Here is a 26,277-nt window from a genome sequence, read left to right as displayed (position 1 = left end):
CTGCCTGCAGCCCTTGCGGCATCGCGAATTCTCGGCAAGCTCGGCGCAAGCGCGAAAGCCGTGGGTGGGCGAGGGGGAAAAATGGCCGAGGACGCCGATGTCGTGATCGTCGGTGCCGGGCTCGCCGGCCTCGTCGCTGCCGCCGAACTCGCCGATGCCGGCCGCAGGACCGTCATCGTTGAGCAGGAACCGCAGGCCTCGCTCGGCGGCCAGGCGCACTGGTCCTTCGGCGGGCTGTTCCTGATCGATTCGCCCGAGCAGCGCCGGCTGCGCATCCGGGATTCGCTCGACCTTGCCCGGCAGGACTGGTTCGGCTCGGCCGGCTTCGACCGCGAGGAGGACCATTGGCCGAAAGCCTGGGCCGAAGCCTATCTCGATTTTGCCGCCGGCGAGAAGCGTAGCTGGCTGCACCGGCAGGGCATGCGCTGGTTCCCGGTCGTCGGCTGGGCCGAGCGCGGCGGCTATCTCGCGACCGGGCATGGCAATTCGGTGCCGCGCTTCCATGTCACCTGGGGGACGGGCCCCGGCGTGCTCGAACCCTTCCTGCGCCGCGTCGCCGAAGGCGAGGCGAGGGGGCTGATAAGCTTGCGCTTCCGCCACCGCGTCACTGGCCTGCCCCGCAGTGCCGGCACGGTCGACGGCGTCGCGGGCGAGATTCTCGAGGAGAGCGCGGCCGAGCGCGGGCAGGCGAGCGCCCGCACGGTGACGGGGAGTTTCGCGATCAGGGCCCAGGCCGTGGTTGTCGCCTCCGGCGGCATCGGCGCGAATCATGCGCTCGTTCGGCGCAATTGGCCGGCCCGCCTCGGCGAGCCGCCGGCCCGGATGCTCTCGGGCGTGCCGGCCCATGTCGACGGCGCCATGCTCGCCGTGGCGGAAGGCGCCGGCGGCCGCCTGATCAATGGCGACCGGATGTGGCACTATGTCGAAGGCATCGCCAACTGGGCGCCGATCTGGCCGGCCCATGCGATCCGCATCCTGCCCGGCCCGTCCTCGCTCTGGTTCGATGCGCGCGGCAACCGCCTGCCTGTGCCGCTCTTTCCCGGCTTCGACACGCTCGGCACGCTCGAGCATCTGCGCCGCACCGGCTTCGACCATTCCTGGTTCGTCGCGAGCCGCAGCATCGTCGCCAAGGAATTCGCGCTCTCCGGCTCCGAGCAGAATCCCGACCTCACCGGCAGGAGCTGGCGTCAGGTGATCCAGCGGGCGAGGGCCGGGATGCCGTCGCCGGTCCAGGCTTTCCTCGACAAGGGCGAGGACTTCATCGTCGAGACCGATTTCTCCCGCCTTGTCGCCCGGATGAACGCGCTCGGCGGCGCCGGGCTGATCGACGAAGCCCATCTGCGCGCCCAGATCGAGGCCCGCGACCGCGATGCCGACAACCCCTATGGCAAGGATCTCCAGGTCACGGCGCTGCGCGGCGCGCGCGCTTATCTCGGCGACCGGCTGATCCGGACGGCAAAGCCCCACCGCATCCTCGACCCTGCCCACGGTCCGCTCGTCGCCGTCCGGCTCAACATCCTGACGCGCAAATCCCTCGGCGGATTGATGACCGATCTGTCTTCCCGCGTGCTCGGAGGAGACGGAGCGCCGGTGCCCGGTCTCTACGCTGCCGGTGAGGCGGCCGGCTTCGGCGGCGGCGGGTTGCATGGCTATCGCGCCCTGGAAGGGACCTTCCTCGGCGGCTGCATCTTCTCGGGGCGGATCGCCGGCAGGGCGGCGGCGAAGGCCGCCGGCTGAGGCGCCATCCCGCCCGCGTCAGCGATGCCTCTTTCCCCGCGGCTCGCAAGCCCCTAAACAGCCTCCTTCGCCCAGCGGCCATGATCTGGCGGCGCAGGCACAGGCCATGACGGCGCGGTGCGCCAGCAAGACCAACAGGATGCCACCCATGTCGCTCGTCGATTCCGTCCGCAAGCTGATCGTGCCGATCCACAAGGAAGGCTATATCTTCATCGCTATCGGCGCCGTCGCGACGCTGGTGCTCGGCCAGCTTTGGGCGCCCTTCGGCTGGCTCGGCACGCTGATCACCCTGTGGATCTGCTATTTCTTCCGCGATCCCGTGCGCATCGTGCCGCAGCGGGAGGGGCTGGTGGTCTCGCCGGCCGATGGCCGCGTCAGCCAGATCGGCACGGCCCTGCCGCCGCCCGAGCTCGAGCTGCCGGCCGAGCCGATGACCCGCATCTCGGTGTTCATGAACGTCTTCGACTGCCATGTGAACCGCAGCCCGGTCGCGGGCCGGATCGCCAAGATGGTCTATACGCCGGGCCTTTTCCTCAATGCCGAGCTCGACAAGGCGAGCGAGGACAATGAGCGCAACGCGCTGGCTATCCAGACCAAGGCCGGCATTGTCGGCGTCGTCCAGATCGCCGGTCTCGTCGCCCGCCGCATCGTGCCCTTCGTCAAGGAGGGCGACGAGCTCGCCCCAGGCGAGCGCTTCGGCCTGATCCGCTTCGGCTCGCGCGTCGACGTGTATCTGCCGCAGGGCGTAACCCCGCTGGTCAGCGAGGGCCAGACCATGATCTCCGGCGAGACCGTGCTGGCCGATTTCTCGGGCAACGACACGGACAGGGTGTTCCGGGCGATCTGAGTTTCGAGGAAGGGCGCGGGAGAACCCTTCTCCCGTGTGGGAGAAGGGCAGGGATGAGGGCCTGCCCCATCCGCAAAAGGCGTAGCGGCGGCCGCCTCGCTCCAACTATCAGCGGCGGTTTCTCGCCCCTACTCCTCTTCCATCCGGGAGAGGGGATCCCGCGCTTGCCCATTTCCTCTCACCTTAAAACCGCGTATTCCGGCTGGCATGAGCGATCTCTTCCCCCCTTTCGAACCCGAGCGCGTCGAGACCAAGCGCGCGCGCTTCAAGCCGATTCCGTTCCGGCTCCTGGCGCCGAACGTCATCACCCTGCTGGCGCTCTGCCTGGGCCTCACCGCAATGCGGCTGGTGGTCGAGGGCAAGCTCGAGACGGCGACGATCTGCATCCTGATCGCGGCGGCGCTCGACGGCGTCGACGGACGGCTGGCGCGCATGCTCAAGGGCACTTCGCGCTTCGGCGCCGAGCTCGATTCGCTCTCCGATTTCGTCAATTTCGGCGTCGCCACCGGCTATGTGCTGTGGATATTCGTCCTGCACGACCTGAAGTCCTTCGGCTGGATCGCGGTGCTGACGCTGGCCTGCGCCATGGCGCTCAGGCTCGCCCGCTTCAACGTCATGATCGACGATCCCAACCGCCCGGAATGGCAGAAGAACTTCTTCGTCGGCATGCCGGCCCCGGCCGGTGCGATCACCGCCATGCTGCCGCTCTACCTCCATTTCATCGGCGTGCCGGTGCAGGATTACGGCGCGCCCTTCGTCGGCCTCTACATTCTGTTCATCGCCTTCCTGACGATCTCGCGCATCCCCTGCTATGCCGGCAAGACGCTCGGCACCCGCGTCCCGCGCGATCAGGTTCTGCCGATCTTCGTCGCGGTCGTGGTCGTCGCCGGCCTGCTCTTCGCCTATCCCTTTGAGATGCTGACGCTGATCGTCGTCGCCTATCTCGGGCTGATTCCGCTCAGCGTCGCGCGCTATCGCAAGCTCGAGCGCGAGCATGCCGCGAATCCGCAGCCGGTTGCCGAGGCGGCGATACCGGTTGCAATGGCGGATCAGTCCGAGACGCCGGAACGCTAGTTTCCGCTCGCTCTCAGCCGCGCCGACCCGACAGCCGGCTGGCATTGGCGCGGGTGCGCTTCGAGAACGGCTCGAGCGTGTTGTGCGCGGCCTTGGCCGCGGCTTCGCCGAGCCCGCGTGGGGTCAGCGGCGTCACCGCCATGTTCAGCCAGAACAGGGTCGCAGCATGGCCGATGGCGAAGCTGCTCTCCATTACGGCCGAGACCTTCTCGACCACGGCTTTGCTCGCCTCGCGCTGGCCCCTGGCGTCACCGAGGGCGCCCTGCAGCAGGATGGGCAGCCGCATGGCGATCGTCAGCCCGGCATCGGCCTGCATGGTGATCATCTTCGAGACGATCGTCTGCGCCTGCGTTTCCGCCTGGCCCGCGTGCGAGCGCCTCTTCGATGTCGCCATGTCCGAATATCTCCGCGAGAACCGAGCGCTGGGCCTGCGCTGGCGCGGCTGCCAGAGCCGCGAGCCGGCGAATTTGGCAGTGCCGCATCCGTTGTGCAATGCGGCGGGGGCCGTAAAATATGCGTTACTCGCATGAAACCGGTTTGGCATTGGCCCTCGTGTTGCGTTCAGCGCATCAGTCTGCCGCCGCATTCCCCCTTTCGCCAAATTGTTCTAAAGCCATCGAGAGGGCCTTGCATGGCCGGATCCGGAGCGAGCTAGACCGCGTTGAACCTTTTCGCCTCCTCGAAACCGGCCGGTTCGCGGCCGCAGCTGGTGCTGGCTTCGGCCTCGCCGCGCCGCCTCGCCTTGCTCGAACAGGCCGGCCTCAAGCCCGATGCGTTGCTGCCCTCTGATCTCGACGAAACGCCGCTCAAGGGCGAGCGCCCGCGCGATCTGGCGCGACGGCTGGCCCGGGCCAAGGCCGAGGCCGGCCATGCCGCGCTGAAGAGCCGCCCCGATCTCGCAGGCGCCTATGTGATTGCCGCCGATACGGTCGTCGCGGTCGGCCGTCGCATCCTGCCCAAGGCCGAGGTCGTCGACGAGGCCGCGGCCTGCCTGCGGCTGCTCTCCGGCCGGGCGCACCGGGTCTATACCGGCGTCGCGCTGGTGACGCCGTCGGGCGCGATCCGGGAGCGCATCGTCGAGACGCGGCTGCGTTTCAAGCGGCTCTCCAATGATGATCTGGAGAACTACCTCGCCTCGGGCGAATGGCGTGGCAAGGCCGGCGCCTATGCGATCCAGGGCATTGCTGGCTCCTTCGTGGTCAAGCTGGTCGGCTCCTATACCGGCGTCGTCGGCCTGCCGCTGCACGAGACGGTCAACCTGCTCGGCGGCGAGGGCTTTCCGATTCGCCTGGGCTGGCTCAACGCCGCCTGAATCAGAACAATGATGATGGAGGAAACGAGATGGGCGAACGCCTGAAGGGCAAGGTCGCGATCGTCGCCGGCGCCGGCTCGATCGGCCCCGGCTGGGGCAATGGCAAGGCGACCGCGACCGTGTTCGCCCGCGAGGGTGCGCGCGTGGTCTGTGCCGACCGCAATCTCGACGCGGCGCAGGAGACGGCCGAGATCATCCGTGGCGAGGGCGGCGAGGCCTTCGCGATCCGCACCGACGTCACCCGGCCGGAGGATCTGGCGGCGCTCGTCGAGGCGACGCTCAAGGCTTATGGCCGCATCGACGTGCTCGACAACAATGTTGGCATCGCCGAGGTCGGCGGCGTCGTCGATCTGCCGCTCGAAACCTGGGAGCGGGTCTTCAACGTCAACCTGACCGGCTGCTTCCTGGCGATGAAGCATGTCGTCCCGGTGATGCAGCGCCAGTTCGCCGAGAGCGGGCAGGGCGGCTCGATCGTCAACATCTCCTCGATCGCCTCGATCCGCCATACCGGCGTCCCCTATGCCAGCTATGGGGCCAGCAAGGCGGCGATGAACCAGCTCACCCGCACCACGGCGGCGCAATATGCCCGCGAGAAGATCCGCGTGAACGCAGTACTGCCCGGGCTGATGAAGACGCCGATGGTCGAGCATTCGGCCGGGCTGGCGCAGTCCTATGCCAAGGGCGATGTCGCGGCGATGTGGGCCAAGCGTGATTCGCAGGTTCCGATGGGCCATATGGGCGAGGGTTGGGACGTTGCCTGGGCCGCGCTCTTCCTCGCCAGCGACGAGGCACGCTATGTCACCGGGCTCGAACTGGTCGTCGATGGTGGAGTGACCTTGCAATATGGTGCCTGAAGAGCCTTCCAAGCCGGCTTCGCCGGGTGGCCGGCCTTGCCCGATCTGCGGCAAGCCGGCGGTGCAGCGCTTCAAGCCGTTCTGCTCGGCCCGCTGCGCCGACATCGATCTCGGCCGCTGGCTGAAGGGCAGCTATGTGATTCCCGGCGAGCCGGTCGAAGATCTCGCCGAGCAGCCGCGGCCGCGCGACGCGGAGGAGTGAGGCGCGCCGCGGCTGGCGGCGCCTGGTGTCTCGCCGGCCCCCGGCGGATTTTTCCACTGTCGCGATTTGCCGGCTGGACAGCCCGGCCCAGTCCCTCTATATCCCCTCGCACCAACCGAGGCGCAGCGCGCTTCGCCGGATGCCCAGATAGCTCAGTTGGTAGAGCATGCGACTGAAAATCGCAGTGTCGCTGGTTCGATTCCAGCTCTGGGCACCATTTTTCCCGCCATCGCTTTCCATAGCCCTCCAAAAGCCCCGATAACTCGGTGGTTCCGGGCCTCCTCGCGCCTTAGGGCGCCCATGCCCTTCCATTGACAGCCAACATGGATGTTGGCCACGTCTCTCCGAGAGGGCCAACAACCGTATTCGGAGAGGCCAACAATGGCGGGATTGACAGACATCAAAGTGCGGTCTGCCAAACCCGGCGCACAGGTCATGAAGCTGTCCGATGGCGGCGGTTTGCAGCTCTGGGTGACGCCGGCAGATGGTAAGTACTGGAAGCTCGCCTATCGATTCGACGGCAAGCAGAAGAAGCTCGGCATCGGCCCCTACCCAGCGCTTGGTCTTCAGCTCTCGGCAGGCGATCGCGCGTAACAGTGCTCGACGAAGCCGGCAGCCCGTTCGCGAAGATCAGACGAATAGCTGCGACCATGATCCACCTCCAAAAACGGTGAATCACAAAGCCGCCCTCAAGGGAGTCCCACAGATTCCGATGTCAAATCCGACGCTCTAGCCGCTGGCGTGGGCGCTTCTCCGATTGGCGCTGGCAACCGACGAGCGTTAGCGCTCACACGCTGAAGCTCGCCGGCCATTATTGGTATTCCTAGCTCGTCTCAATCGCCAGACGGTTCTCGGTGTGCCTCATCTTAATTTGAGGTCTTCCTTGCCAAGGATGAAAAACGTGTTGCTGTCCAATTTGGATGCTGAATTGGCCGGTATCGCGTACGATTCAAATTTTTCTTTGATGGCGGGGCTAATATCGAAGCGTCGAAGGTTAAATGCCATCCCAAGAATCTTGTCAAAGTCGAGTGCGCCGAAGCGTCGAACATGGTCGAACTGGCTGAACCTCTCATTTCGTTGAATGGGGGTTAGGTCGCCGAAATCAGACGCATAATATCCGGGCAAGATTGGTACGCAAAAGATGTGTTTTCCATCCGGTTTGAGCGATCTATGCAGATGCCACATTACTGAGACAATATCACAAGGCAAATGCTCCATAACATGACTATGGAGGACAATATCGTATTTCTCTGACGGCAGCCCGGGTGTATCGGTTATCAGGTCGAAATCTCTGACTTCAAGGTCAGCAGGGAACATGCGTGGGTTGAGATCGTAAGCCTCGTAACCGTCACCGACTACCCCCTTAATGAACCGTCCGATGCCAGGTTCTGGCGCCGCATGGAAGACCGTTTGACCTCGTTTCAGAAAGTCTTCCTGATCCAATATTATCTTCAGCAGCCTCGTGCGCTCCATCGAGCCGCAGTCCGCGCAGCGTGCAGTTATTCTTCTGCGGAAAGGCTGGAAGGTGAGACCGCCGCATACGTTACAGGTAGGCGGCTTAGCCTGACTTATTTCGGGAGCAGCGCCCATTTGACCCCTCCTGGATAGACATGACGCAGCGATTTTCCGCACTTATCTACCTCTCATCAAGAGACCTTCTATTTCTTGCGGCCTTTTGTGGAGTCTCTCGCCCCTAGCCGGGCGGTTTTTCTTTGCCTGGAGCACGCTCATGAAGGTCAGCCCTGCCGTCCGTAAGGCCGCTGCAGCCCATGGGCGTTCGCCTGAAGGCATGCCCGGATCGCTGTCGTCGGCGGCGAGCCCGATGCGCGAACGCCTGCCTGCCGGTCCGTGGCGGCAGGTGAGCGTCGCAGGGCTGGCGTATCGCGAGGCCATCTGCCAATTGACCTCCCAAATCTCAGAGCATTCGGGGGGATGGGATCGATGATTCGGGCTGGGTTTGTCGGGCTCCTGGGCCTCGTGGTTTCGACTGGCGCCTTGGCGACGGACACGCTGTCGCGAATCCAGAAGACCGGGGCGCTGCGACTTGGGTTCCGGGCCGATGCGCCACCATACTCATATCGGTCGGGAGATGGTTCGCCGTCAGGCTATGTCGTCGATCTTTGCCGTGAGATTTCCGAGGTCATAAAGAAATCGACCGGCGCCGCGAATTTGAAGATCGAATTCGTGGAGGTTGCCGCTGCCAGTCGTCTCGAGACGGTCAGGGACGGCAAGGTCGATATTCTCTGCGATTCGACTTCGGTGACGATGGCGAGGCGGGAATTTGTCGATTTTTCGATACCGACCTTCATCGATGGGGCCGGTTTACTTTATCGGAACACGGGCCCCGGGCATCTTGCAGATTTCGAGGGGAAGCGGATCGGCGTCCTGCAGGGATCGACGAACGAGGAGGCGCTCAAGGCGGTTCTGTATAAATTCGACATCGAGGCGAAAATTGTGCCGATGAAGTCGCATGAGGACGGGGTCCGGGCGATCGTCGACAAGACGTTGGATTCCTATTTCGGTGATCGCGGCATACTCTCGCATTATCTGAGAGCCAGCAAAAATCAGTCGATATTGAAGCTCGAAGAGCAATATTACACGTTTGAAACCTATGCCCTGGCCATTCCTCGTGGCGATGGAAGGCTTCGCCTGCTCGTCGACGGGGCTCTCGCCGATCTCTATCGCAGTCATGCGGTGCGCCGAATCTATACGCGCAGTTTCGGCAATACCGCGCCGGACGAGTTCATGCGGGCGCTCTTTGTAATCCACGGCGTTCCGAAATGATCGGCTCGGTGAGGGGGGGCTTTCCCCCGCACAGGCCAGTGGAGGCGGCGTCGATCGCCGCCGCCGGTCTTTGAAGGGCTGGAGCTTCGTCAGGCTCGTCGGTTCGAAGGCCAGCGGCCTCTGTGCCGGGGATCAGGCGTTCCGATATCGCTGACCGTTCTGTCGGCGCAGGCCCGCGCCCGTACCACCTGCCCATGGCCTGCGAAGCCTGTGCCGAGGATAGGGGCACGAATCACGCCTGCGCCCCGCATGCCGGTTCGGCAGATGTCTGGTGCTTGCTGTCCTCTTCCTGCACGCGCCGTTCGGCGAGCGTTCATTTGCGGGGCTGTTAGTGGCGGCAGTTCCTGCAAGGATCTGATGTGATGCAAAACCCTGCCGCCAAGCGCGCCGATCGCGCCCTGAAGCCGCCGCGTCCGATCGCGATCCGCTGCGAAGCCGAGGGCTATGCCGTGCGCTTCGGGCTGACCGAGGCCGAGGATGAGCGGCTGCCTTGCCCGGTCTTCGCGACGCTGCCGGAGGCGCTGGCCTTCGTCGACGCGCTCGACGAGGCGAGGGGCTGAAGCGGTACATGCGGCGGCCCCGGCTCTTTTCCAGAACTTGTTCGCAGAGGTCGCTTGTCAAAGCGGCATGGGATCGGGCATAGAGCCTTTCAACGGAGACGTGGCCGAGAGGCTGAAGGCACTCGTTTGCTAAATGAGCATACCCCATAAGGGTATCGAGGGTTCGAATCCCTCCGTCTCCGCCATTTTCTTCTAAGCCCTTGATCGACCTGAAAAAGCGTTGTTTGCCAACGCCGTTTCCCATATTTCTGCTACAAATCATGTTACAAATTGGCTCTGGCAGAGGGCGTTATGGCGGGAAAAATCAGGGGGCTTCTGCCGCGCGATGGCCGCTACTATTCCAGACTCGTCGTGCCGGTCCCGCTGCGGCCGATCCTTGGCAAGAACGAGATAAGGGAGCCGCTCGGCGCTGACAGGACAGTGGCGATTCGTTTACTCCCTTCAGCATTGCACCGCGCACACATGGAACTGGACGAAGCTCGCGACCGGCTCGCAGCGCTCAACCCTGCCGCACCGTCTCGGCGCCGTCCCATGAGCGTCAGGCAGATGGCCCTGGCGCATTACGGCCGGGAGCTTGAGCGGGATGAGACGGCGCGCAGCCTGCATCTGAACGACCCGGCGTCCGAGGCTTTCTTCCGTCCGACCTACTATTACGCCCTCAAGCGGGCGGGGCGGGGAGGGGCCGAGGATGATGAGCTTGCCGCGCTGATCCAATGGGCCGTTGACGAGTTCGCCGACGAAGGGAACCCTATTCCCGCCAAGGGCACCGACGAATGGCGAAGCCTTGCCCGCATGCTTGCCGGCATCAAAGCCGAGACGATCGAGAACCAGAACCGCCGCGACCGTGGCAAAGCGGACGCACCGCCGAAGCACCCCATGCTGATCCCGGCGACGGAACTGCCCTCGACTACCGCTGACCCTCTGCGCGTCCGCATCATCGGCCCGGACAGCGCGAAGGCCCTCTCTGTCGTCCTGTCGGCGATGATGATCGAGAAGCAGGGCAAGCCCGGCACGGTCTACGAATACGAAGTCGCCGTGCGCATGTTCGAGGAGTTCCTAGGTGAGGCGAAGCCGGCCTATCGGATCACCCGGCAGGACGTGCTGGCCTACAAGAACGCCCTGCTCGAAACCCCTGCGAACTATACGAAGCGCTTCCCCGACAAGACGCTCCCCGATGCGATCCGGCTGAACAAGGCCCGTAAAGAGCCCTTCCCGACGCTCAACGCCACAACCATCAATGACAAGTGGCTGTCGCGGCTGAGCGCGCTCCTGACGTGGTGCGTCAACAATAGCGTCATTCCCGACAACCCGGCGAAGGGCGTGCGCGTCGATCAGAGCAACCGCGACCCTGACGACGACCGCGACTATTTCCGCGAGGCCGATCTTCAGAAGATATTCGCCGCGCCGCTGTTCGATCCGTCGCCGAGGCTAACGGAAAAGCGTTGGGCGCTGCTCATTGCGCTTTACAGCGGCATGCGGGCGTCGGAGATCGCCCAGCTTCGCCTAGACAGCATCAGCGAGGTTCGCGGCGTGCTGGCGTTCGCGGTGGAGGAAAAGACGAAGAACAAGCAATCGCGTCGGCTTGTCCCGGTGCATCGCACGCTGCTCGCGCTCGGCTTGCAGGATCGGATTGCGCATCTGCGGAAGAACGGCGCCGATCGCTTATTCCCCGAGTGGTTCCGGGATGGGCAAGCCATGATGCAGAGCGCAGAGGGGAAGAAGCGCGCGGTCAACCAGCCCTATAGCCAGTTCATCTCGCGTTGGTTCAATCGCACCTATCTGCCCAAGGTCGGCATCCACGATCAGAACAAGGTGTTCCACTCATTCCGGCACACCTTGAAGACAGCGCTCAAGCTGGCCGGCGTCCCCAAGTCGGTCCGTGATGAGATTGCCGGGCAGGACGATCGCTCGGCCGGCGCGGGATACGAGCACGAAGCCTCGCTAACGGTGCTGAGCGACGCTCTCGACAGAGTGAATTTTAGTCTACCTATCGAAAAGTTAAGCTTTTCGACGCTTCGGGCCGATGATTGAATATCTTCTATCGTTAGCTCGCCGAAGGAGTCTGTCTTGCAGTTAGGGAATCTGGCTGAGTGGGCTACCTGCGTAGTAGCGCTCATCAGTGCTTATCTCATTCTATCTCAGCTAAAAAACGACCACGAACGCTCTAGGCGCCAACTCGCTACAGAGATGATGTTTGTTTGGGCGCGAAGTCAGAAGAGTGAAACGTCGTCCGTTCGTAATTTTGTCAGGAATCTATCATCACAGGAATGTCAATTTCTCGTCGAAATGACGTCGTTTCATGTCTCAAATACACCAGATAATATTAATCTAGTAAACGCATCTTTGGAGCCTAAATTTTCCTATTTTGACATTTCAACAATAACGAATGGAAATATCATAAAAATCGAGGGCCAATATTTGGCGCACATCAGATCGGTTGCTATAGACTATCTTAATATTCTGGAATCGATCCTTTCGGCTTGGCATTCAGGGACCGCAAGTCGAAAGATAATCGAAGATCAGTTCGTATTCCTTCGAAATTTGGCTTGGACGTCTCTTCCGCAATTCCGAAATGCCAACCAAGTTTGGAATTCGAATGTAGACCCCTATCCCTGCATCACTAGTTTCATTGCGACTGCAAACCACGGGCCTCCGCCACCCTTGCGGCCTCTGCCATAACCAAAACGGGCCACGGCAAGAAGAATATAGGACTATTTGCCGATGTTTAGGCTTTATGTCTTGATTGACTAATCTTCGCGTGTCAGAATCTTTGCCATCGAGTTGGTGAAGGTTGAGTTGTGTTCCGCGAGTTGGTCGGCAGCGTAAAGAAGTCCCTTGGTTTCTCGACCGTTGACCCTGCCGACTGGCTTCGCGAATTCAACATCTCTGTTGCTGATCCACCCCCGTTGAATTGGTCCACCCTGAAGTATGTCTTTTGGCAGACAGGAGGACCGCAATGCCGAAGAAGCGTCACAAGCCCGAAGAGATCGTCGCGAAGCTGCGCCAGGTCGATGTGTTGGTCTCGCAGGGGCAATCCGTTGCCGATGCGATCCGCTCGATCGGCGTGACGGAGGTGAGCTACTACCGCTGGCGCCGTGAGTTCGGCGGCCTGAAGACGGATCAGGTGAGACGGATGAAGGAGCTTGAGGCCGAGAACGCCCGGCTCCGCCGCGCCGTCGCGGATCTGACACTCGACAAGCTGATCCTGAAGGAGGCGGCTTCGGGAAACTGGTAGGCCCCGCGCGTCGCCGTGCGTGCATCAACCATGTCAGGCTCGCTCTGAAGGTATCGGATCGGAGGGTCTGCCGTGTGTTGGGGCAGCACCGCTCGACCCAGCGCCGGATCCCGCGCAGACGCGACGATGAGGAGCAACTCATCGCCGACATCGTCGAACTGGTCCGCTGCTATGGCCGCTACGGCTATCGCAAGATTGCCGCGCTGCTGCGCTCGACGGCAGGCTGGGTGGTCAACGACAAGCGGGTCGAGCGCATCTGGCGACGCGAGGGGCTGAAGGTTCCGGCCCGACAACCCAAGCGCGGCCGGCTCTGGCTCGCGGACGGATCCTGTGTCCGTCTTCGCGCCGAGCGGCCCAATCACGTCTGGTCCTACGACTTTGTCGAGGACCGCACTCATGACGGGAGAAAATACCGCATGCTCAACGTGATCGACGAGTTCACCCATGAATGCCTGGCTATCCGCATCGACCGGAGACTGAAGGCGATCGACGTCATCGATGTTCTCTCGGACCTGTTCATCCTGCGCGGTGTGCCGGAGCATGTTCGTTCAGATAATGGCCCCGAGTTCGTCGCCAAGGCCGTGCAGGAATGGATCGGCGCGGTCGGCGCCAAGACGGCCTACATCGCTCCTGGCAGCTCCTGGGAGAACGGCTTCATCGAGTCGTTCAATGCCAGGCTCCGGGACGAGTTCCTCGATGGCGAGATCTTCTACACTCTCGCCGAGGCGAAGATCGTCGTCGAAAGTTGGCGGCGGCACTTCAACACCGTGCGCCCACACGGCTCGCTCGGCTACAAGCCTCCCGCGCCGGAGGTCTTCATCCCCTCCATGGCCGTGCGGGCTGCGCAACCCGGATCTGCTACGCCGCCCGCGCTGGCGCCCAGGCCAACCGTCCACTAACAATCAAGCCGGACCTCTCGGCGGGGGCGGATCAATACTGGATTTTCCCTTAGTCCACGGGATGTCGGTTGTTAGTCCACGCACCGGACACGGTCGCTCTCAGCAGGCGACAGGTAAGGCGATGAGAGGGCAGACAGCGAGCGCAGCTCGGCAAACGCTGACGTACCACACGTTTCCACAATTCTCCCGCGAGCGGGCGCTCCCCTAGCACGTTTCTGTCGAGATCGTTTGGATCTGACGCCGCCTCATCGTGGGCGGCATAGGTCTCCGACTTTTTCTCAGGCTAATGCGTCCACTCCGACCTCAACCAATCCGCGCCGTGGCAGTTGTGAACATTGAGAGAACGAATTATCGTCTGACAGATGATATGGTCATGGACGGGCGGGTCGTTTTCGATTCGACGACGAATGGCGAACGGAGCGGGTGTATTCGATGAAGGTCGCCGGATTGTTCGCCGGAATCGGCGGGCTCGAGCAGGGTTTGGCGGCGGCCGGGCATCAATCGCGATTGCTCTGTGAGGTCTGGAGTCCGGCGCGCGCTGTTCTCACTAGGCATTTCCCCGATGTGCCGATTGCCGGCGATGTGGCCGAGCTCGCCGACCTTCCGGCCGATACCGATCTGCTTGTCGGTGGCTTTCCCTGTCAGGATTTGTCGCAGGCCGGATTGACCGCTGGTATCGGCGGCACGCGTTCGGGCCTGGTCGGTCATGTTTTTCGTCTGCTGGATCGCCGGCCGGTGCCGTGGGTCGTGCTCGAGAACGTGAGTTTCATGCTGCACCTCGACAAGGGTCGAGCGCTGCAGACGCTCGTCGAAGCCTTCGAGGAGCGCGGCTATCGCTGGTCCTATCGCGTCGTGAATTCGCTGAGTATGGTGCCGCAACGCCGGGAGCGCGTGCTCTTCGTCGCCACGTTGACCGAACAGGACCCCTCCGGCGTCCTGTTCGCCGACGATGTCGTGCCGCCGACGAACGCGACCAGCCTCGATCGGCAGGCGCATGGCTTCTATTGGACCGAGGGCGTGCGCGGTCTCGGTTGGGCGCCTGATGCGGTCCCGACGCTCAAGAACGGCTCCACCGTCGGAATCGCGTCCCCGCCGGCGATCCTGCTTCCCGGCGGCGAGCTCGTGACGCCGGACATCCGCGACGCCGAACGCTTGCAGGGTTTCGCACCCGACTGGACCAAGCCCGCCGAAGAGGTGGCCCGCGCCTCGATCCGCTGGTCTCTCGTCGGCAACGCCGTCACGCAGCCTGTGGCGCGCTGGCTCGGCACGCGCCTCGCCGAACCAGGCGTTCACGAGCGGTCACGCGATCGCGCCTTGGAAGACGGCGCCCGCTGGCCGAAGGCTGCGCGCTATGATGGCGATCGGCGGTGGGCCGTAGAGATCGGCAGCTTTCCGGTCTGGACCGATCGACCGCCTCTGGCTGAGTTCCTCAAGTTCGAAGGCAAGCCGCTCTCGGCGCGCGCGACACGCGGCTTCCTGTCTCGCACGCAGCGCGCATCGCTGCGTTTCGTGCCGGGCTTCCTCGAAGCCGTCCGTGCTCATCTCGCGCGCGTCGAGGACGGAGTGACGTCGCCTTCCAGCCGAGCCCGAACCGCCACGCTGCTCGCGGCGGAATGACAGGCCAGCCCGAGCCGCGCGATCCACGCCGCAGCGCGTTGATGGCGCGCGTGCGGCAGAAGGGGACGAGCGCCGAACTCACTGTCGCTGGCATTCTGCGAAGCCTGGGACACGCCTACCGCCTGAACGTACGCAGCCTGCCAGGCTCGCCGGATTTCGCCAACCGTAAGCGAAGATGGGCGATCTTCGTCCAGGGCTGCTACTGGCACCACCACTCCAATTGCCTGCGTGCTACGGTTCCGAAGTCCAACGTCGCATTCTGGAAGGCGAAGTTTACCGCTAATCGCGCCCGCGACGCGCGGTCCATTCGGGCCCTGCGCGCGATGGGCTTCAGAGTGATGACGATCTGGGAATGCGAAGTCGCAAAGCCGGCCAAGCTGGCCCTACGGTTATCCGAGATCCTTGAACCGCGTCGCGTAGATGTGGGCGAGCCGGTCGATCATCGAAGCGTAATGGTAGATGTCGCCGGGCTGCGGCGCCGGCGGTGACGATACGAGCCCGACCGGAGAGCCGTCGTTGACGCAGTCAATCACCACGATCGCGAGTGCGTCGTAGCCGGTGTCGCCGGTCTTCGAGCGCTTCGGCAACTGGCGGATCTTGTCGACGGCGAGCTCGGCATCGCGCGACTGCTTGTGTTCGCTCCACTCAGGATCGGTCGCGCGATTCTTCTTGTTGAGGTCAGGGCTGAGATAGCGCGAAGCGATATTGACCATGGCGAAGCCGGCCGCGATGGCCTGATCTGTCGCACCATGAACGGTCAGATGCGACGAGTTGAGCTCGTCGTAGAGCCTCGGCAAGGCGCGCTGATGTGCGGTCATGCAAGCCTTCGCTTCCAGCGCCATCAGCACCGAGCCGACCGGCGCACGGCCGAGAGCGGGTAGTTTTTCGAGCTCCGCCTTCTCAGTGTCGCTCAGGACGACGCCGTAATCGGCCGCCATCGCGGCGAGCGTTTTCTGGGCTTTGGCCGGCGCGGACGAAGCCGTGCAGAGGACGAGATCGAGGTTCTTCTTCCGGTCGTGCACGAAATCCCGCATTTCGTGATTGATTCCGAAATGCACGACACCCGCTTCGACATGGCGCCGAAGCAACGGGCTCGACCTCAAAAGGTCGAAGACGATGCCCCAGCAGGCGACCTTGGAATGATGATCGCTGCGGGAATGGTACTGCCAATCGTTCCCGAACCGATCGCGCCGATCGGCCTTCGACAGTGTTCTGACCAATATGGCCGGACCGTGCATTTCGGCTCCCGCGGAACGAATCATATTGCGTCATTCTAGTGGAAATACGTTTCCGAGCTTCAACACCGAGTTTGGCATTCGACAGAACGAATGGCGGAAATCCTTGATCATCGCTGGGTTGGTGGTCCGTGAGCCCACTCCGGCCTGGTGCAAGGGGCTCGGCAACGCGTTTCCTGCGTGACTTCACGCAGGCCCTTAGGCTTAGCCGCCGCGACCTCTTGTGTGGTTGGGTACAACAGCCGGCCGGCAGGCCCTCCACTATAATAGCCATTTTGGCTCAATGAGTTTGCTTGCCGCCCTAAGCTATTCGGTCACCGCTTTCATTCAACCTCAGCATACTGGCGCTCTATCGGCCAAAAGCGCCTACTCACAACAGCTTCAGCTAGTAAATTTGCTCGGCTGATATGCGCGAAGCATAGCGATGCCGGCTCGTCTCTTTCGAAAATCTCCGCCGGACTTGAGGAAGCTGATGAGGGCTCAGGCCTTCACAAGGCAATCGTGCATGTGCCTTAATTTGGAGGGGGAATCATATGATCCAGCCTCTATTGACCCTGAATGGGGCACGACAGGCGCTATTGTTGTCGCGGCACATGTCCACGCCGGACGGCTCGCCTCTATACGCATATCGATTTGAAGCGAGTGAGTTCGAAGGAGTGCGGGAGCTTCTTCGCGCTCAAGGGGCGAAGGCGCTTCGCGACCCAGCGGGCGGCGCGCTGCTCGTCATGTATTTGGCGGAGTGGTTCAGGCGCGAGCGCGACGGCGGCGGCTGGGATTGGGTAACGCCGCTTGGAAGGATAGGGATCAGCTATCATCCCACGGCAGCTCGGGCCGACGTGCGATATGCGGAGGTCAGGGACTGGGTCGAGACGGGCTTGCGTTCATGGCGGCGTCCGATCCCGCCTCGCCGTTCTCTGCTCGCGACAATCGTCCAGGAAAGCGGCTTTCCGGCAGCGGACGTTGCCAAAGGACGGTTGGGAACCTGGCTCCGCCGGGCGATACTTACGGCAGAGCGCGGCCTGAACACCTACGACGCGGTGGCCGCGGAAGCCTGGCGGGCGCCGGAAACCCTTGCCCAGGTCTTGTTCCCCTCTGTCGTGAAGCTCTGCGAGGCCATCATAAGGCTTCGAAAAAAGGTTTCGAGAACTCCAGGCGACGCGGTTACCGCTCTCGATCTCGATGAGCCGTCTTGGCGTGACACCCTGCCGTTCGACGTTAGGGACGGCCACTTCCGCCACCTCGTCGAGGAATTGGTGGTTGCGCGACAGGGCCAGGACGCGGCGCTGAGGGTGCACCGAGGATACGTTCTTTCGGACGACGTGTGGACTGGTCGAGCCGAGTTGCGCCTGGACGGCGAAATCGACGAAGCGCGAGCTCCGCCCCACCTTCTGGCCGGGCTCGCGGATTATTCGCGTGCGCGGGTGTACCCTCGCGGAGAAGCGGCTCGATGGACGTCGCCTATCGCCGCATTGGAGCGGGAGCCCGACGAGATCGGTGGCGAGCGGTGGAACTTGCGTCCGCTCGTGGCCCGATACGCGCCGCCATTGGATCTTCACCAGGAAGTCAGGCTGGCCGTCGAGGCTGGCGTTCGACAGGTAGCGGAGTTCGTGCCCTTAGGGGGCGAACCGCTCGTCGGCCCGGTGATCTCGCTGATGTTGGCGGATACGGACGATCCTCTCCGAGCCAGGAGCTTGGACGTTCTGGGCGAGTCCCCGGTTTCGACCACGCGGCCCTGGCTGGTCCTCGCATTGAGTGATCGAGGAGCGGCCGAGGTATCGGTAGAAGGTGAGCATTTCTACCTCGCCCAACGGGTGCGAGACGGACGCCGCCTGATGGCTTTCAGCGGTGTAGCGCGGTTGTCGGTCGATGGCGTGGCGCTTGTTTGGAGGACGAAGGCCAGCGTCGAAAGCGCGGATCGCTTGGTGCTGATCGGCCCGCAGGTCCCCAACGTCAAGGAGCCGATCTTCAGGGGCCCTCCTACCACCTGGATCGACCGCGACGGAAGAATGATCTCGGTTCGCGCATCCGACGTGTGCTGGAAGCCGGTCGGCAGAGGCGGCTGGCAAAGCATCTCCCACACGTCACCCGTCGGGTCGGTTTATCTGGCGGTGAGGAAGGAAGGAAAGATTTCTATCATGAGCCGGGCAGCCGTAGCGCCCGGCGGGCTTCGACTTCATCGCGACCGCTCGGCGCGGCGATTTCACGCCGACGGATTGGCAGGCGCGAACGTCAAGGCGTTTGTGGACCGCTCCCCTCTTGCCACGGTTGCCACTGCGAGCGGCGTAGCGGTCCAGGTAGACCATCTTCCGCCCGGAAGCCCGTTGCGCATGACGCTTACTTGGGAGACGTCGCTTGATCTGTCGATGGACGACCCTTTAGCGCTGCCGATGCTCTTAACGGAAGATGGCACCGAAGCGCCGCCGCGCGCCTGCCTGACGCTGTCTCGCCTAAGAGGCTTCCGGCTGTTGTCGCACGACGCTAATGAAATCATTTTCGAAGGGCGCGCTCCAAGCGCGACGCCGATACAAATCGTTCGCAGAGTGTCTGGATCGATGCCGCTCGCCGCGTTCGAGCAGGTTCTCGAGGAGCTCCTCGGCGCGTTCGACAGCCTCGATGCCAGCGTCAGGTTGTCCTGGGCCAATCGCGGGGATTGGTTCGCGGAAGTGCGCAGATGGGAAACGAGCCAAGCACTCCAAGCTGTCCGTCCAGATTCGGTTTTCGCCGTGTTGGCCAATAGGAACACTCCGCGTCGCCGAGCGGTGAGCCTTCAGGCACCGTCGGCAGGATGCCTGGCGAATCTGGTCGAGAACGACCCCGGAAGTCTCGCCGACGCACTTCGGCGCGATCTTGCGCCCGGACCATGGCTGCTGACGGGCACTACGCCGGACGGAGCGATCCTGCGGCCTGCCGTCCTGCCAGATACAAAGACCATTTCCATGCAATCCGACCAGATCGCATCTGTTCTCGCCCTAGCGAAGGCGGTCGACCAGGGGGGCATGCAGTTGAGCGCAAGTCCCGCCTCGGCAAATCGAGAGGAGCTGCGCTGGTTGATCGACCTCTGTTCGGCGGCGAAGTCGATCGAGTCGCCATACGTTGCCGTCGACGCGTTGCGGGTTCTTTCACGATCCTTCCGCCTGGCTCCCGCAGTGCTGGCGACCTGCCGGACGCCGGAGGAGCGCTACGCCGTCCTGGACCTTCAGGGCAGTCTGCCGTTCATGTGGTGCTTGACCGAGATATCGATGTGGCAGTCCGCCTTCGGCACTGCCCATGCCGCTCTTCGCGACCAGTTCACGGCCGCGGAGATCGATGATCCTTCGCGAACCGCTGCGGCAGCCGTCTCGCGCGGGCTTGGTCAGATCGTCGACGCGTTGCCCATCTTATCGACCCATGCGCGCCTGAGCCTGCACGAGCTCCGCGGCTTGGCGACCACCGACATCCCATATTCCTTGAGTCGGCGCCCGCAACGCGACGACCTCGCGTCCATCGCGCAGAGCCTCGTCACGCGTCGCCTGGACGACGAGATCGTGCCGTTGCCCCGCCTTTCTGACCTGGCGGGCGTTCAAGCCGAACTCTGTAGGAGGTTCGGTTACGACCAACGTTTCGCGGAGGTATTGGCCGCGCCCATCGTCGCGGCACGATCAGCCGCGGGTCGCCTCGTGCCCGATATCAAGATCACGGCCGCTTGCCGAGCGGCCTGGACATGGGATCGGGAGTATTTCGAGGACGCGTTTCGCGCGGCGCTGCTCATCGAGGCACAGACGCCCGTCCTGGAGGGGGGTAGATGATCGAACTCGCGCGTTTGCTGCGCATCCTCCCTCGCGATGCCGCGGAGGCGATCGTCGGAATGGCGCGACTGAACTCGGTAGACCTCAAGGCGCAGTTGACGGCCACGCTTGGAGGGGCGGCCGGCGAGCCTGGGTCCGTCCTAGCTGAGCCGTTTCTTGAGGGAGCGTTCCCGTGGCGCCAAAGGGATGGCGGATGGGCTGGCCTGCCTCCCGGCCTGTTGCACGACCGTACCACGGAAGTACTCCGGCAAGTCGCCTATGCCCCATACGACCACCAGGTTGATGCCTGGCGCGAGCTCTGCAACGAGAAGCCTCGGTCGGTGATCGTGACGAGCGGCACCGGTAGCGGAAAAACCGAATGCTTCCTGGCGCCCATCCTCGACAGGTTGGTTAGGGCATCCTCCGGCGGCACGACACGTCTCGAAGGCGTGCGAGCGCTGATGCTCTATCCGTTGAATGCGCTGATCTCCAGCCAGGAGGAACGCCTCTCCAAGTGGTTCAAGCCGTTTGGAGGCATGTTTCGATACTGCCTCTACAACGGCGATACGCCGCCCTCCGCTCGAAGCCTGACCGGCCGGGCAGAGCCCTGGAAGGTCGCCGACAGGGCGACGCTGCGCGCATCGCCCCCGCCCGTGCTCGTCACGAACGTGACGATGCTGGAGTACATGCTGATCCGTCAGCAGGACGCTCCCATCCTCGCGCGATCTAAAAACACGTTGGATTTCGTCGTCCTCGACGAGGCCCATAGCTACGTTGGCGCGCAGGCTGCGGAGGTCGCCCTTCTGCTCCGTCGGGTCGCGATGGCATTCGGGCGCAGACCCGATCAGGTCCGCTGGGTGGCCACGTCGGCGACGATTGGCGGAGACGACGTCAGCGAGCTCAAGACGTTTCTCCGCGACCTGTCGGGGGCTCCCGAAGAGAACGTGCACGTCGTGCGTGGACGGAGAGCACCACTGCCCCCTGGCCCTTCCGATATCGCGCATCGTCCTGTCGACATGGGCGCCCTAATCGGGGCTGCGCCTTCCGAAGCGGGAGCGAGCTTTGCTCGGTCCGCCGCGATGCGAGCCGTGCGGACGCGCCTGTTGGGTGGTGACAGCATGTCGTGGCGCGGCTGGCGAGAGCAATCGGAACTCATCGCCGGGCCGGAGGCAGACCCCGTCGACGTCCTGGTGGCAGCCGCCACCGCGCGCGATCCCAACGCCGACGATGCCGCGGTTCGTGCGGATGCCAATTCGATACTACCCGTCCGAATACACCTCTTCCACCGAACCCTCGTCGGCATGTGGGCGTGCGTCGACCCTACATGCCCGGGACGCCCGCCCGCCGTCGGAGCCGCGGCGGACTGGAGGTTCGGCGCGGTCTTTGTCGATCCTCGGGAGCATTGTCCCCACTGCGCGGCCATGGTGCTTGAGTGGGCGTACTGCACCCAATGCGGGGACGGCGCCCTCAAGGCCGAGGAGACGCCTGACGGCCGCGCCGTAGGACCGTGGTCGGGCGTAATCAGAAGCGACGAATTCGAGCAGACGCTCGATCGTGACGAAACGTTCGGCGAAGAGAGCGAAGACGAGCTCGTCGAGACCATCAGCCCTCCCGACCTCCGACGACGATACCTGGGCGCCGACAGAGGCCGTTCCTCCCGAATGTTGATTCTGGATCGGCGCACGGGGGCCATCCAAGACGGCCTCGGAGCGGAGGGTCTGCGCTTCGAGGCCAGCAACGGGCTGAACGGGTGCCCATGTTGCGGCGTCGTGCAACCACCTTCTGCCGGTACCCGTCCGGCTCTCCGGTCGCTCGTGGCCGGCGCGCCCTACCTGATGTCTCAGATCACCCCCGGCTTGGTAGGCGGGATGACGCCCAGTCCACCTGGCCCCGTCCCCTTGCCACTCTCGGGGCGGCAATTGATCACCTTTACGGATGCGCGCCAGGGCACTGCACGCCATGCAGCGACCATTCAGGTCGCTTCCGAGCGCGGGTACGTCCGCAGTTACCTCTATCACTTGTTGCAGGACCGCCCGAGCCCGGATTTCGCCGCCTTAGAAAAGACCGACGCTCAGATCGCAAAACTTGAGCGCATGGGTCCGGAAATGGCCGACGTCGTGGCCATGATGCGCGAGCGCCGCGAGAAGGACGCCGGCCCGGCACCGGCAAAGCCATGGCGCGAGGTCGTTCGCACTCTCGCCGCCGAGACCACCGTGCAGGACTTCCTAGGCCAGCTTTGGAGCGACCGAGACCAGGAGTTCGATGATCCGGAGCGACTTGCGGAATTCCTGCTCTACCGAGAGATCATGCGGCGCCCCGTCCGCGCGAATAGCGTCGAGACGTTGGGTTTGGCTCGACTGGTCGTACCCGGCGTCGACGGACAAACGCCACATCTTCCGGCGTCGGCAGTCAGGCTCGGTCTTACCGTAGAAGACTGGCAGGACCTGGTCCGATTGTTCGTGACGCACTTTCTGCGCACCAACGTCATCCTGGACTTCGATTTCTACAAATGGCGCCGATGGATCGACAGGCGCCAGTCGCATATAGCGGCGGTCCGCTGGGAACCGAATCTCGTCCTGCCGGACCGCACTCGCGTCTGGCCCAATCCCTATGCCAGGCGACCCAGTCGCGTCGTCAGGATGCTGACCCAAGCCCTGTCGTTGAACCTCGACGACGCCGCGACACGGGCCGAGGTTGCGGATCTTTGCGAGGACGTCTGGAGAGTGCTGTTTCCCTCCATGCGGGCGGTCGATGGCGGGTATCGCCTGAAATTGGATTCGCTGGCGCTCGCCCCCGTGGACAAGGCATGGTTCTGCCCAACCACGCGACGGTTGGTCGATACGACCTTCCGGGGACTTAGCCCCTACAATCCCCCGCTTGAAGCGCACCCGCGCACCTCGTCCTACGACCTCCCTGTCTTGGCGTTCCGTCGCGGCCACGATGCAGAGGGGCGCAGAGTCGACGAGACGACGGTGGATGCATGGCTGAAGTCAGACGAACGCGTCTCGCGGCTTCGGGACATCGGAGCCTGGAGCGACCAACAGGATCGCGCGGCACGCTTCACGCCGTGGCTGAGAACCGCCGAACACTCGGCCCAGCAACCGAGCTTCGTGCTGCGCGGATACGAGACCGAATTCAAGAAGGGCCGCATCAACGTGCTCGGATGCTCGACGACCATGGAGATGGGCGTCGATATCGGCACGATCGAAGCCGTGCTCAATACGAATGCCCCGCCTGCCATCGCGAACTATCGCCAACGCATCGGCCGAGCGGGCCGCGGCGGTCAGCCCATCGCCCTGGGTCTGACCCTCTGCAAGGACCGGCCGTTGGATCGCATGGCATTCGCCGCGCCCGATGCTTTCCTAAAGCGCGAGGTTTCCGCCCCGAAGGTCAGCTTGGAAAGCCCGACGATCGCTAGGCGTCACGCCCACGCCCTGCTCCTCTCGATATTTCTCAAAGGCGAGAATTCCGAACTCCACAAGCTCACCAACGGCGTCTTCTTCTCGTTGGGCATCGATCCGGATCCGACCGCCCGGCCAGCTCCCTACCAACGCTTCTTGACGTGGCTGGACCAGGCAGCCGACGACGCCGACCTGCGCCACCGCTTGCTGGCTCTGCTCCGAGGAACTCCGATCCAGGTCGATGTCGAGGTCTTCGAGCGAGCGCGAGACGCCGTCGAGCGGGTGCGTCTTGGGCTGGAGGCCGAGTGGGATGCGCTCAACGATGACAAGGCCACGACCGACGTGGCGGCAGGGCGCAACCGGGAGTTCCAGCGTCGGCGCCTCAGGGACGCCTATCTATTGGGCGAGCTGTCCGGGAAGGGGTTCCTGCCATCTCACGGCTTTCCGAGCGACGTCGTCGCGTTCATCACGGAAACGGGCAAGGAGAAGCGGCGTCGGGACGCCGAGGAAGACAACCGCTTCACTTCGCGAAACTTCCCATCTCGCCAACGCGACATCGCAATTTTCGAGTACGCGCCCGGACGCAGCATCGTGATCGACGGCGTGGTGCGCAAGTCGGACGGCGTCACGCTGAATTGGAAGCGCCCCGCCGACCAGGCAGGCGTTCGAGAGGTTCAAAGCCTCAGAGTCACACGAGCGTGCAGGACCTGCGGGGCGCTCTTGTCCGCCCCCCAGGCGGCCACGCAGGGTCCATGCCCGGTCTGTAGCGGCTCCGAGTTCCAGGTCCGAAGCTATCTGGCTCCGGCCGGTTTCGCCGTCGACATCAAGTACGAGGTGCATGACGACGCCAGCGAGGTCGGTGCTCCGCCTCCGGTTGCCCCTTGGGTGTCCACGCGAGCTACCGAATGGCGCTCCCTTCCCGATCCGGACGTGGGTCGCTTGCGCATCGGCCCCGACGGATTGGTCTTCTGGTTCAATCCCGGCCCCAATCATCTGGGGTTCGAGATTTGCCTGCACTGCGGGAGGTCTGAACCAGAAACGTCCCGCGATGGAACCTCCGGGCTCTTGCGGCACCGGCCGTTGCGTGGCGGGCCGCGTGCGGCCGACGACATCACATGCACCGGAGCGCCCGAGATCAATCCATTCGGGACGGTGAGGCACATGGATCTCGGCCATGAAATCCGGACCGACGTCGCCGAGCTGCAACTGTTCGGGTGCGCCACACAGGCTACGGCCCTCACCATCGCACTCGCCCTACGAGAGGCGATCGGGCGGCGAATTGGTGTAGATGCCGACGAGATGGGCTTTGCTGCTCCAGAGGCCGCGCACCCTGCGGACGCCCCGAATTGGAGTGCGGTGGTGTTCGATCGAGCCAGCGGCGGTGCGGGGTTCTCGGCGGAGCTAGCAAGAGATCCCGTCGGCCTTTTGAGGACCGCACGAGATCTCTTGGATTGTCGATCAAAGGGCCGGTGTGGAGATGTCGACGCGCTCCATGCGTGCCCTCGCTGCGTTCTCGCGGCCGACAGCCAACACGCTGCCGACGACACGGACCGGAAAGCGGCGTTCGAGCTGCTCGACGAAGTCGTTCGAAGGCTGACTTTACCGACGCGGTATGCAGTTTTCGGCCCGACTACTGTCTACGAGACGTCTCCGCTGACGGAGGCCTTTTCAAAGGCGATGGAAAACGACCCCAGGTCTCAGCTTTGGGTCTGGCTGGACGCGGATCCGACCAATTGGGACTTCGTGACATGGCCTGCCGGCCGCGCCCTCGAACGGTGGAGCAAGCGCGGGCGCAATGTACACCTCGTCGTCGACGAACAAGCGTTGAGGGCGGCCGATCCGGTGACCCGACGAAACATCGTGTTCTGGTCGCAGCGCGTCGGCGCGGATCTGGTTCCGAGACCCTCCGGCAAGACTCTGACAGGAATGGTCCTTGCCGCCGGCAAAGCGGTTGCCTGGTACAGTGGAGGTGAAAGCTTACGGAATCCGGATGGCGCAGTCGACGTGGTCGCCGCGGCACCTGGTGCTCCAGTAGTGAGAGGGACGATCGCCCCCATCGACTTCGCCGACGCGATACAGCCCGAGACCCTCCTTCACGAGGGAGCCCGCGAGAAGGTATTCGATGTGTCCGACGAGCTCGACGGACAGGCGGAGGGCTTCGGCGAGCGCCTCAAGGCGCTGATAAAATCGGGCTCGTCGGAGCTCGATCGCGTCCTGTCCGCGGCGTGTGTCTCGATCACCTACACTGACAAGTACGTTTCAAGCCCGCTGACGGTACGGTTGGTTACAGAGGTCATGCGGGCGTTCGCCATCATGACCACCCGCGTGGAGGTCGTGACTGTGGCACAGCGCCAGAACCCGTCCCGACGCGGCGGAGGCCTCGCCGCCGATTGGAAGGACTTCTCTATCCGCGATCTGGTGCTGGAAAGCCTGCTCACCACCGCCTCCCCACTCGTAAGAGTGCATCACGAGGAGAAAATCCAGCATCGGCGCGAGCTGCGGATCGTCACGACTGCCGGGGCAGGATCTTTGTTCTTCGACCAAGGGGTTGGATCGTGGCGGGTCGGGGCGTCATCATTCGACCACAACGCACCCGTGCAGGATCAAGTTGCGGAACTGCATCAGCCATTCGTGATCGAGAATGCGCCTCACGGTACCTTTTTGGCTGTGAAGCTGGATTAGCGATCTCTCAAGCCGACTGCTTTTGCTCCGTCCGCCAGACTCGATGGCACACTGATGCAGCGGGAAACCAGCAT

18 protein-coding genes and 2 tRNA genes are annotated in these 26,277 nt (G+C 63.4%); 17 read left to right on the top strand and 3 right to left on the bottom strand.

Annotated elements, in window-relative coordinates; translation table 11 throughout:
- The first annotated feature begins 81 nt into the window (after nucleotides 1–81).
- The 3 genes from AC3RCC_RS19400 (at nucleotide 82) to AC3RCC_RS19390 (ending at nucleotide 3,658) form a co-directional block, all read left to right on the top strand.
- On the top strand, nucleotides 82–1,737 hold the full coding sequence (locus AC3RCC_RS19400; protein WP_492256292.1) for an FAD-binding dehydrogenase: 1,656 nt from the start codon (nucleotides 82–84) through the stop codon (nucleotides 1,735–1,737).
- 148 nt (nucleotides 1,738–1,885) lie between these two features.
- Nucleotides 1,886–2,584, top strand: coding sequence for a phosphatidylserine decarboxylase (locus tag AC3RCC_RS19395; RefSeq protein WP_492256291.1), 699 nt, complete (start codon nucleotides 1,886–1,888; stop codon nucleotides 2,582–2,584).
- Between the two features lie 207 nt (nucleotides 2,585–2,791).
- Nucleotides 2,792–3,658 carry a CDP-alcohol phosphatidyltransferase family protein gene (locus tag AC3RCC_RS19390; protein WP_291636579.1) on the top strand — a complete coding sequence of 289 codons (867 nt, stop codon included), beginning with the start codon at nucleotides 2,792–2,794 and terminating at the stop codon, nucleotides 3,656–3,658.
- A 13-nt stretch (nucleotides 3,659–3,671) separates the two neighbouring features.
- Here the strand turns inward: AC3RCC_RS19390 and AC3RCC_RS19385 are convergent, their stop codons facing one another.
- On the bottom strand, nucleotides 3,672–4,052 hold the full coding sequence (locus AC3RCC_RS19385; RefSeq protein WP_492256290.1) for a hypothetical protein: 381 nt from the start codon (nucleotides 4,050–4,052) through the stop codon (nucleotides 3,672–3,674).
- 267 nt (nucleotides 4,053–4,319) lie between these two features.
- On the opposite strand from AC3RCC_RS19385, the gene AC3RCC_RS19380 reads away from it, so the two are divergent.
- The 5 genes from AC3RCC_RS19380 (at nucleotide 4,320) to AC3RCC_RS19360 (ending at nucleotide 6,620) form a co-directional block, all read left to right on the top strand.
- Nucleotides 4,320–4,970: a Maf-like protein gene (locus AC3RCC_RS19380; protein WP_492256289.1), complete on the top strand. Its 651-nt coding sequence runs from the start codon at nucleotides 4,320–4,322 to the stop codon at nucleotides 4,968–4,970.
- A 29-nt stretch (nucleotides 4,971–4,999) separates the two neighbouring features.
- Entirely contained in the window at nucleotides 5,000–5,824 is an 825-nt protein-coding gene (locus AC3RCC_RS19375; RefSeq protein WP_492256288.1) for an SDR family NAD(P)-dependent oxidoreductase, read from the top strand.
- Nucleotides 5,814–6,026 (top strand): DNA gyrase inhibitor YacG, encoded by a 213-nt coding sequence (yacG, locus tag AC3RCC_RS19370; protein WP_291650193.1) that lies wholly within the window; start codon nucleotides 5,814–5,816, stop codon nucleotides 6,024–6,026. The genes AC3RCC_RS19375 and yacG overlap by 11 nt, the downstream gene beginning before the upstream one ends.
- A gap of 141 nt (nucleotides 6,027–6,167) precedes the next feature.
- Nucleotides 6,168–6,243: transfer RNA gene (locus AC3RCC_RS19365), tRNA-Phe, on the top strand.
- A gap of 164 nt (nucleotides 6,244–6,407) precedes the next feature.
- The gene (locus tag AC3RCC_RS19360) at nucleotides 6,408–6,620 is read left to right on the top strand and encodes an Arm DNA-binding domain-containing protein (RefSeq protein ID WP_291636588.1); all 213 of its coding nucleotides are present in this window, start codon (nucleotides 6,408–6,410) and stop codon (nucleotides 6,618–6,620) included.
- Between the two features lie 267 nt (nucleotides 6,621–6,887).
- Here the strand turns inward: AC3RCC_RS19360 and AC3RCC_RS19355 are convergent, their stop codons facing one another.
- Nucleotides 6,888–7,616, bottom strand: a complete 729-nt coding sequence (locus AC3RCC_RS19355; protein WP_492256287.1) for a class I SAM-dependent methyltransferase — start codon at nucleotides 7,614–7,616, stop codon at nucleotides 6,888–6,890.
- Between the two features lie 342 nt (nucleotides 7,617–7,958).
- On the opposite strand from AC3RCC_RS19355, the gene AC3RCC_RS19350 reads away from it, so the two are divergent.
- From AC3RCC_RS19350 to AC3RCC_RS19320, 7 genes are all read left to right on the top strand, one after another.
- On the top strand, nucleotides 7,959–8,810 hold the full coding sequence (locus AC3RCC_RS19350; protein ID WP_492256286.1) for an amino acid ABC transporter substrate-binding protein: 852 nt from the start codon (nucleotides 7,959–7,961) through the stop codon (nucleotides 8,808–8,810).
- A 362-nt stretch (nucleotides 8,811–9,172) separates the two neighbouring features.
- Nucleotides 9,173–9,370: a hypothetical protein gene (locus AC3RCC_RS19345; protein ID WP_492256285.1), complete on the top strand. Its 198-nt coding sequence runs from the start codon at nucleotides 9,173–9,175 to the stop codon at nucleotides 9,368–9,370.
- A 94-nt stretch (nucleotides 9,371–9,464) separates the two neighbouring features.
- Nucleotides 9,465–9,555: transfer RNA gene (locus AC3RCC_RS19340), tRNA-Ser, on the top strand.
- 106 nt (nucleotides 9,556–9,661) lie between these two features.
- Nucleotides 9,662–11,401, top strand: coding sequence for a tyrosine-type recombinase/integrase (locus tag AC3RCC_RS19335; RefSeq protein ID WP_492256284.1), 1,740 nt, complete (start codon nucleotides 9,662–9,664; stop codon nucleotides 11,399–11,401).
- 925 nt (nucleotides 11,402–12,326) lie between these two features.
- Nucleotides 12,327–13,504 (top strand): IS3 family transposase gene (locus tag AC3RCC_RS19330; RefSeq protein WP_492258796.1). Its coding sequence is split into 2 segments (ribosomal slippage): nucleotides 12,327–12,591 and nucleotides 12,591–13,504, totalling 1,179 coding nucleotides; the frame shifts between segments, so codons are not numbered across the junction.
- A 432-nt stretch (nucleotides 13,505–13,936) separates the two neighbouring features.
- Nucleotides 13,937–15,121 carry a DNA cytosine methyltransferase gene (locus AC3RCC_RS19325; RefSeq protein WP_492256283.1) on the top strand — a complete coding sequence of 395 codons (1,185 nt, stop codon included), beginning with the start codon at nucleotides 13,937–13,939 and terminating at the stop codon, nucleotides 15,119–15,121.
- A complete protein-coding gene (locus AC3RCC_RS19320) occupies nucleotides 15,118–15,609 on the top strand; it encodes a very short patch repair endonuclease (protein ID WP_492256282.1) in 492 nt (163 codons plus the stop codon). Before AC3RCC_RS19325 ends, AC3RCC_RS19320 begins: the two co-directional genes overlap by 4 nt.
- Here the strand turns inward: AC3RCC_RS19320 and AC3RCC_RS19315 are convergent.
- On the bottom strand, nucleotides 15,511–16,359 hold the full coding sequence (locus AC3RCC_RS19315; protein WP_492256281.1) for a hypothetical protein: 849 nt from the start codon (nucleotides 16,357–16,359) through the stop codon (nucleotides 15,511–15,513). The genes AC3RCC_RS19320 and AC3RCC_RS19315 overlap by 99 nt on opposite strands.
- Before the next feature lie 530 nt (nucleotides 16,360–16,889).
- On the opposite strand from AC3RCC_RS19315, the gene AC3RCC_RS19310 reads away from it, so the two are divergent.
- Together AC3RCC_RS19310 and AC3RCC_RS19305 are read left to right on the top strand one after the other, a co-directional pair.
- Entirely contained in the window at nucleotides 16,890–20,141 is a 3,252-nt protein-coding gene (locus AC3RCC_RS19310) for an STY4851/ECs_5259 family protein (protein WP_492256280.1), read from the top strand.
- Nucleotides 20,138–26,203 carry a DEAD/DEAH box helicase gene (locus AC3RCC_RS19305; protein ID WP_492256279.1) on the top strand — a complete coding sequence of 2,022 codons (6,066 nt, stop codon included), beginning with the start codon at nucleotides 20,138–20,140 and terminating at the stop codon, nucleotides 26,201–26,203. The genes AC3RCC_RS19310 and AC3RCC_RS19305 overlap by 4 nt, the downstream gene beginning before the upstream one ends.
- Nucleotides 26,204–26,277: the final 74 nt, after the last annotated feature.

It is taken from the genome of Allobosea sp. GW823-FHT01F03 (genome assembly GCF_058798075.1).
The sequence above is the reverse complement of the archived record's forward strand: the minus strand, read 5'-3'. Positions and strand labels throughout refer to the sequence as shown.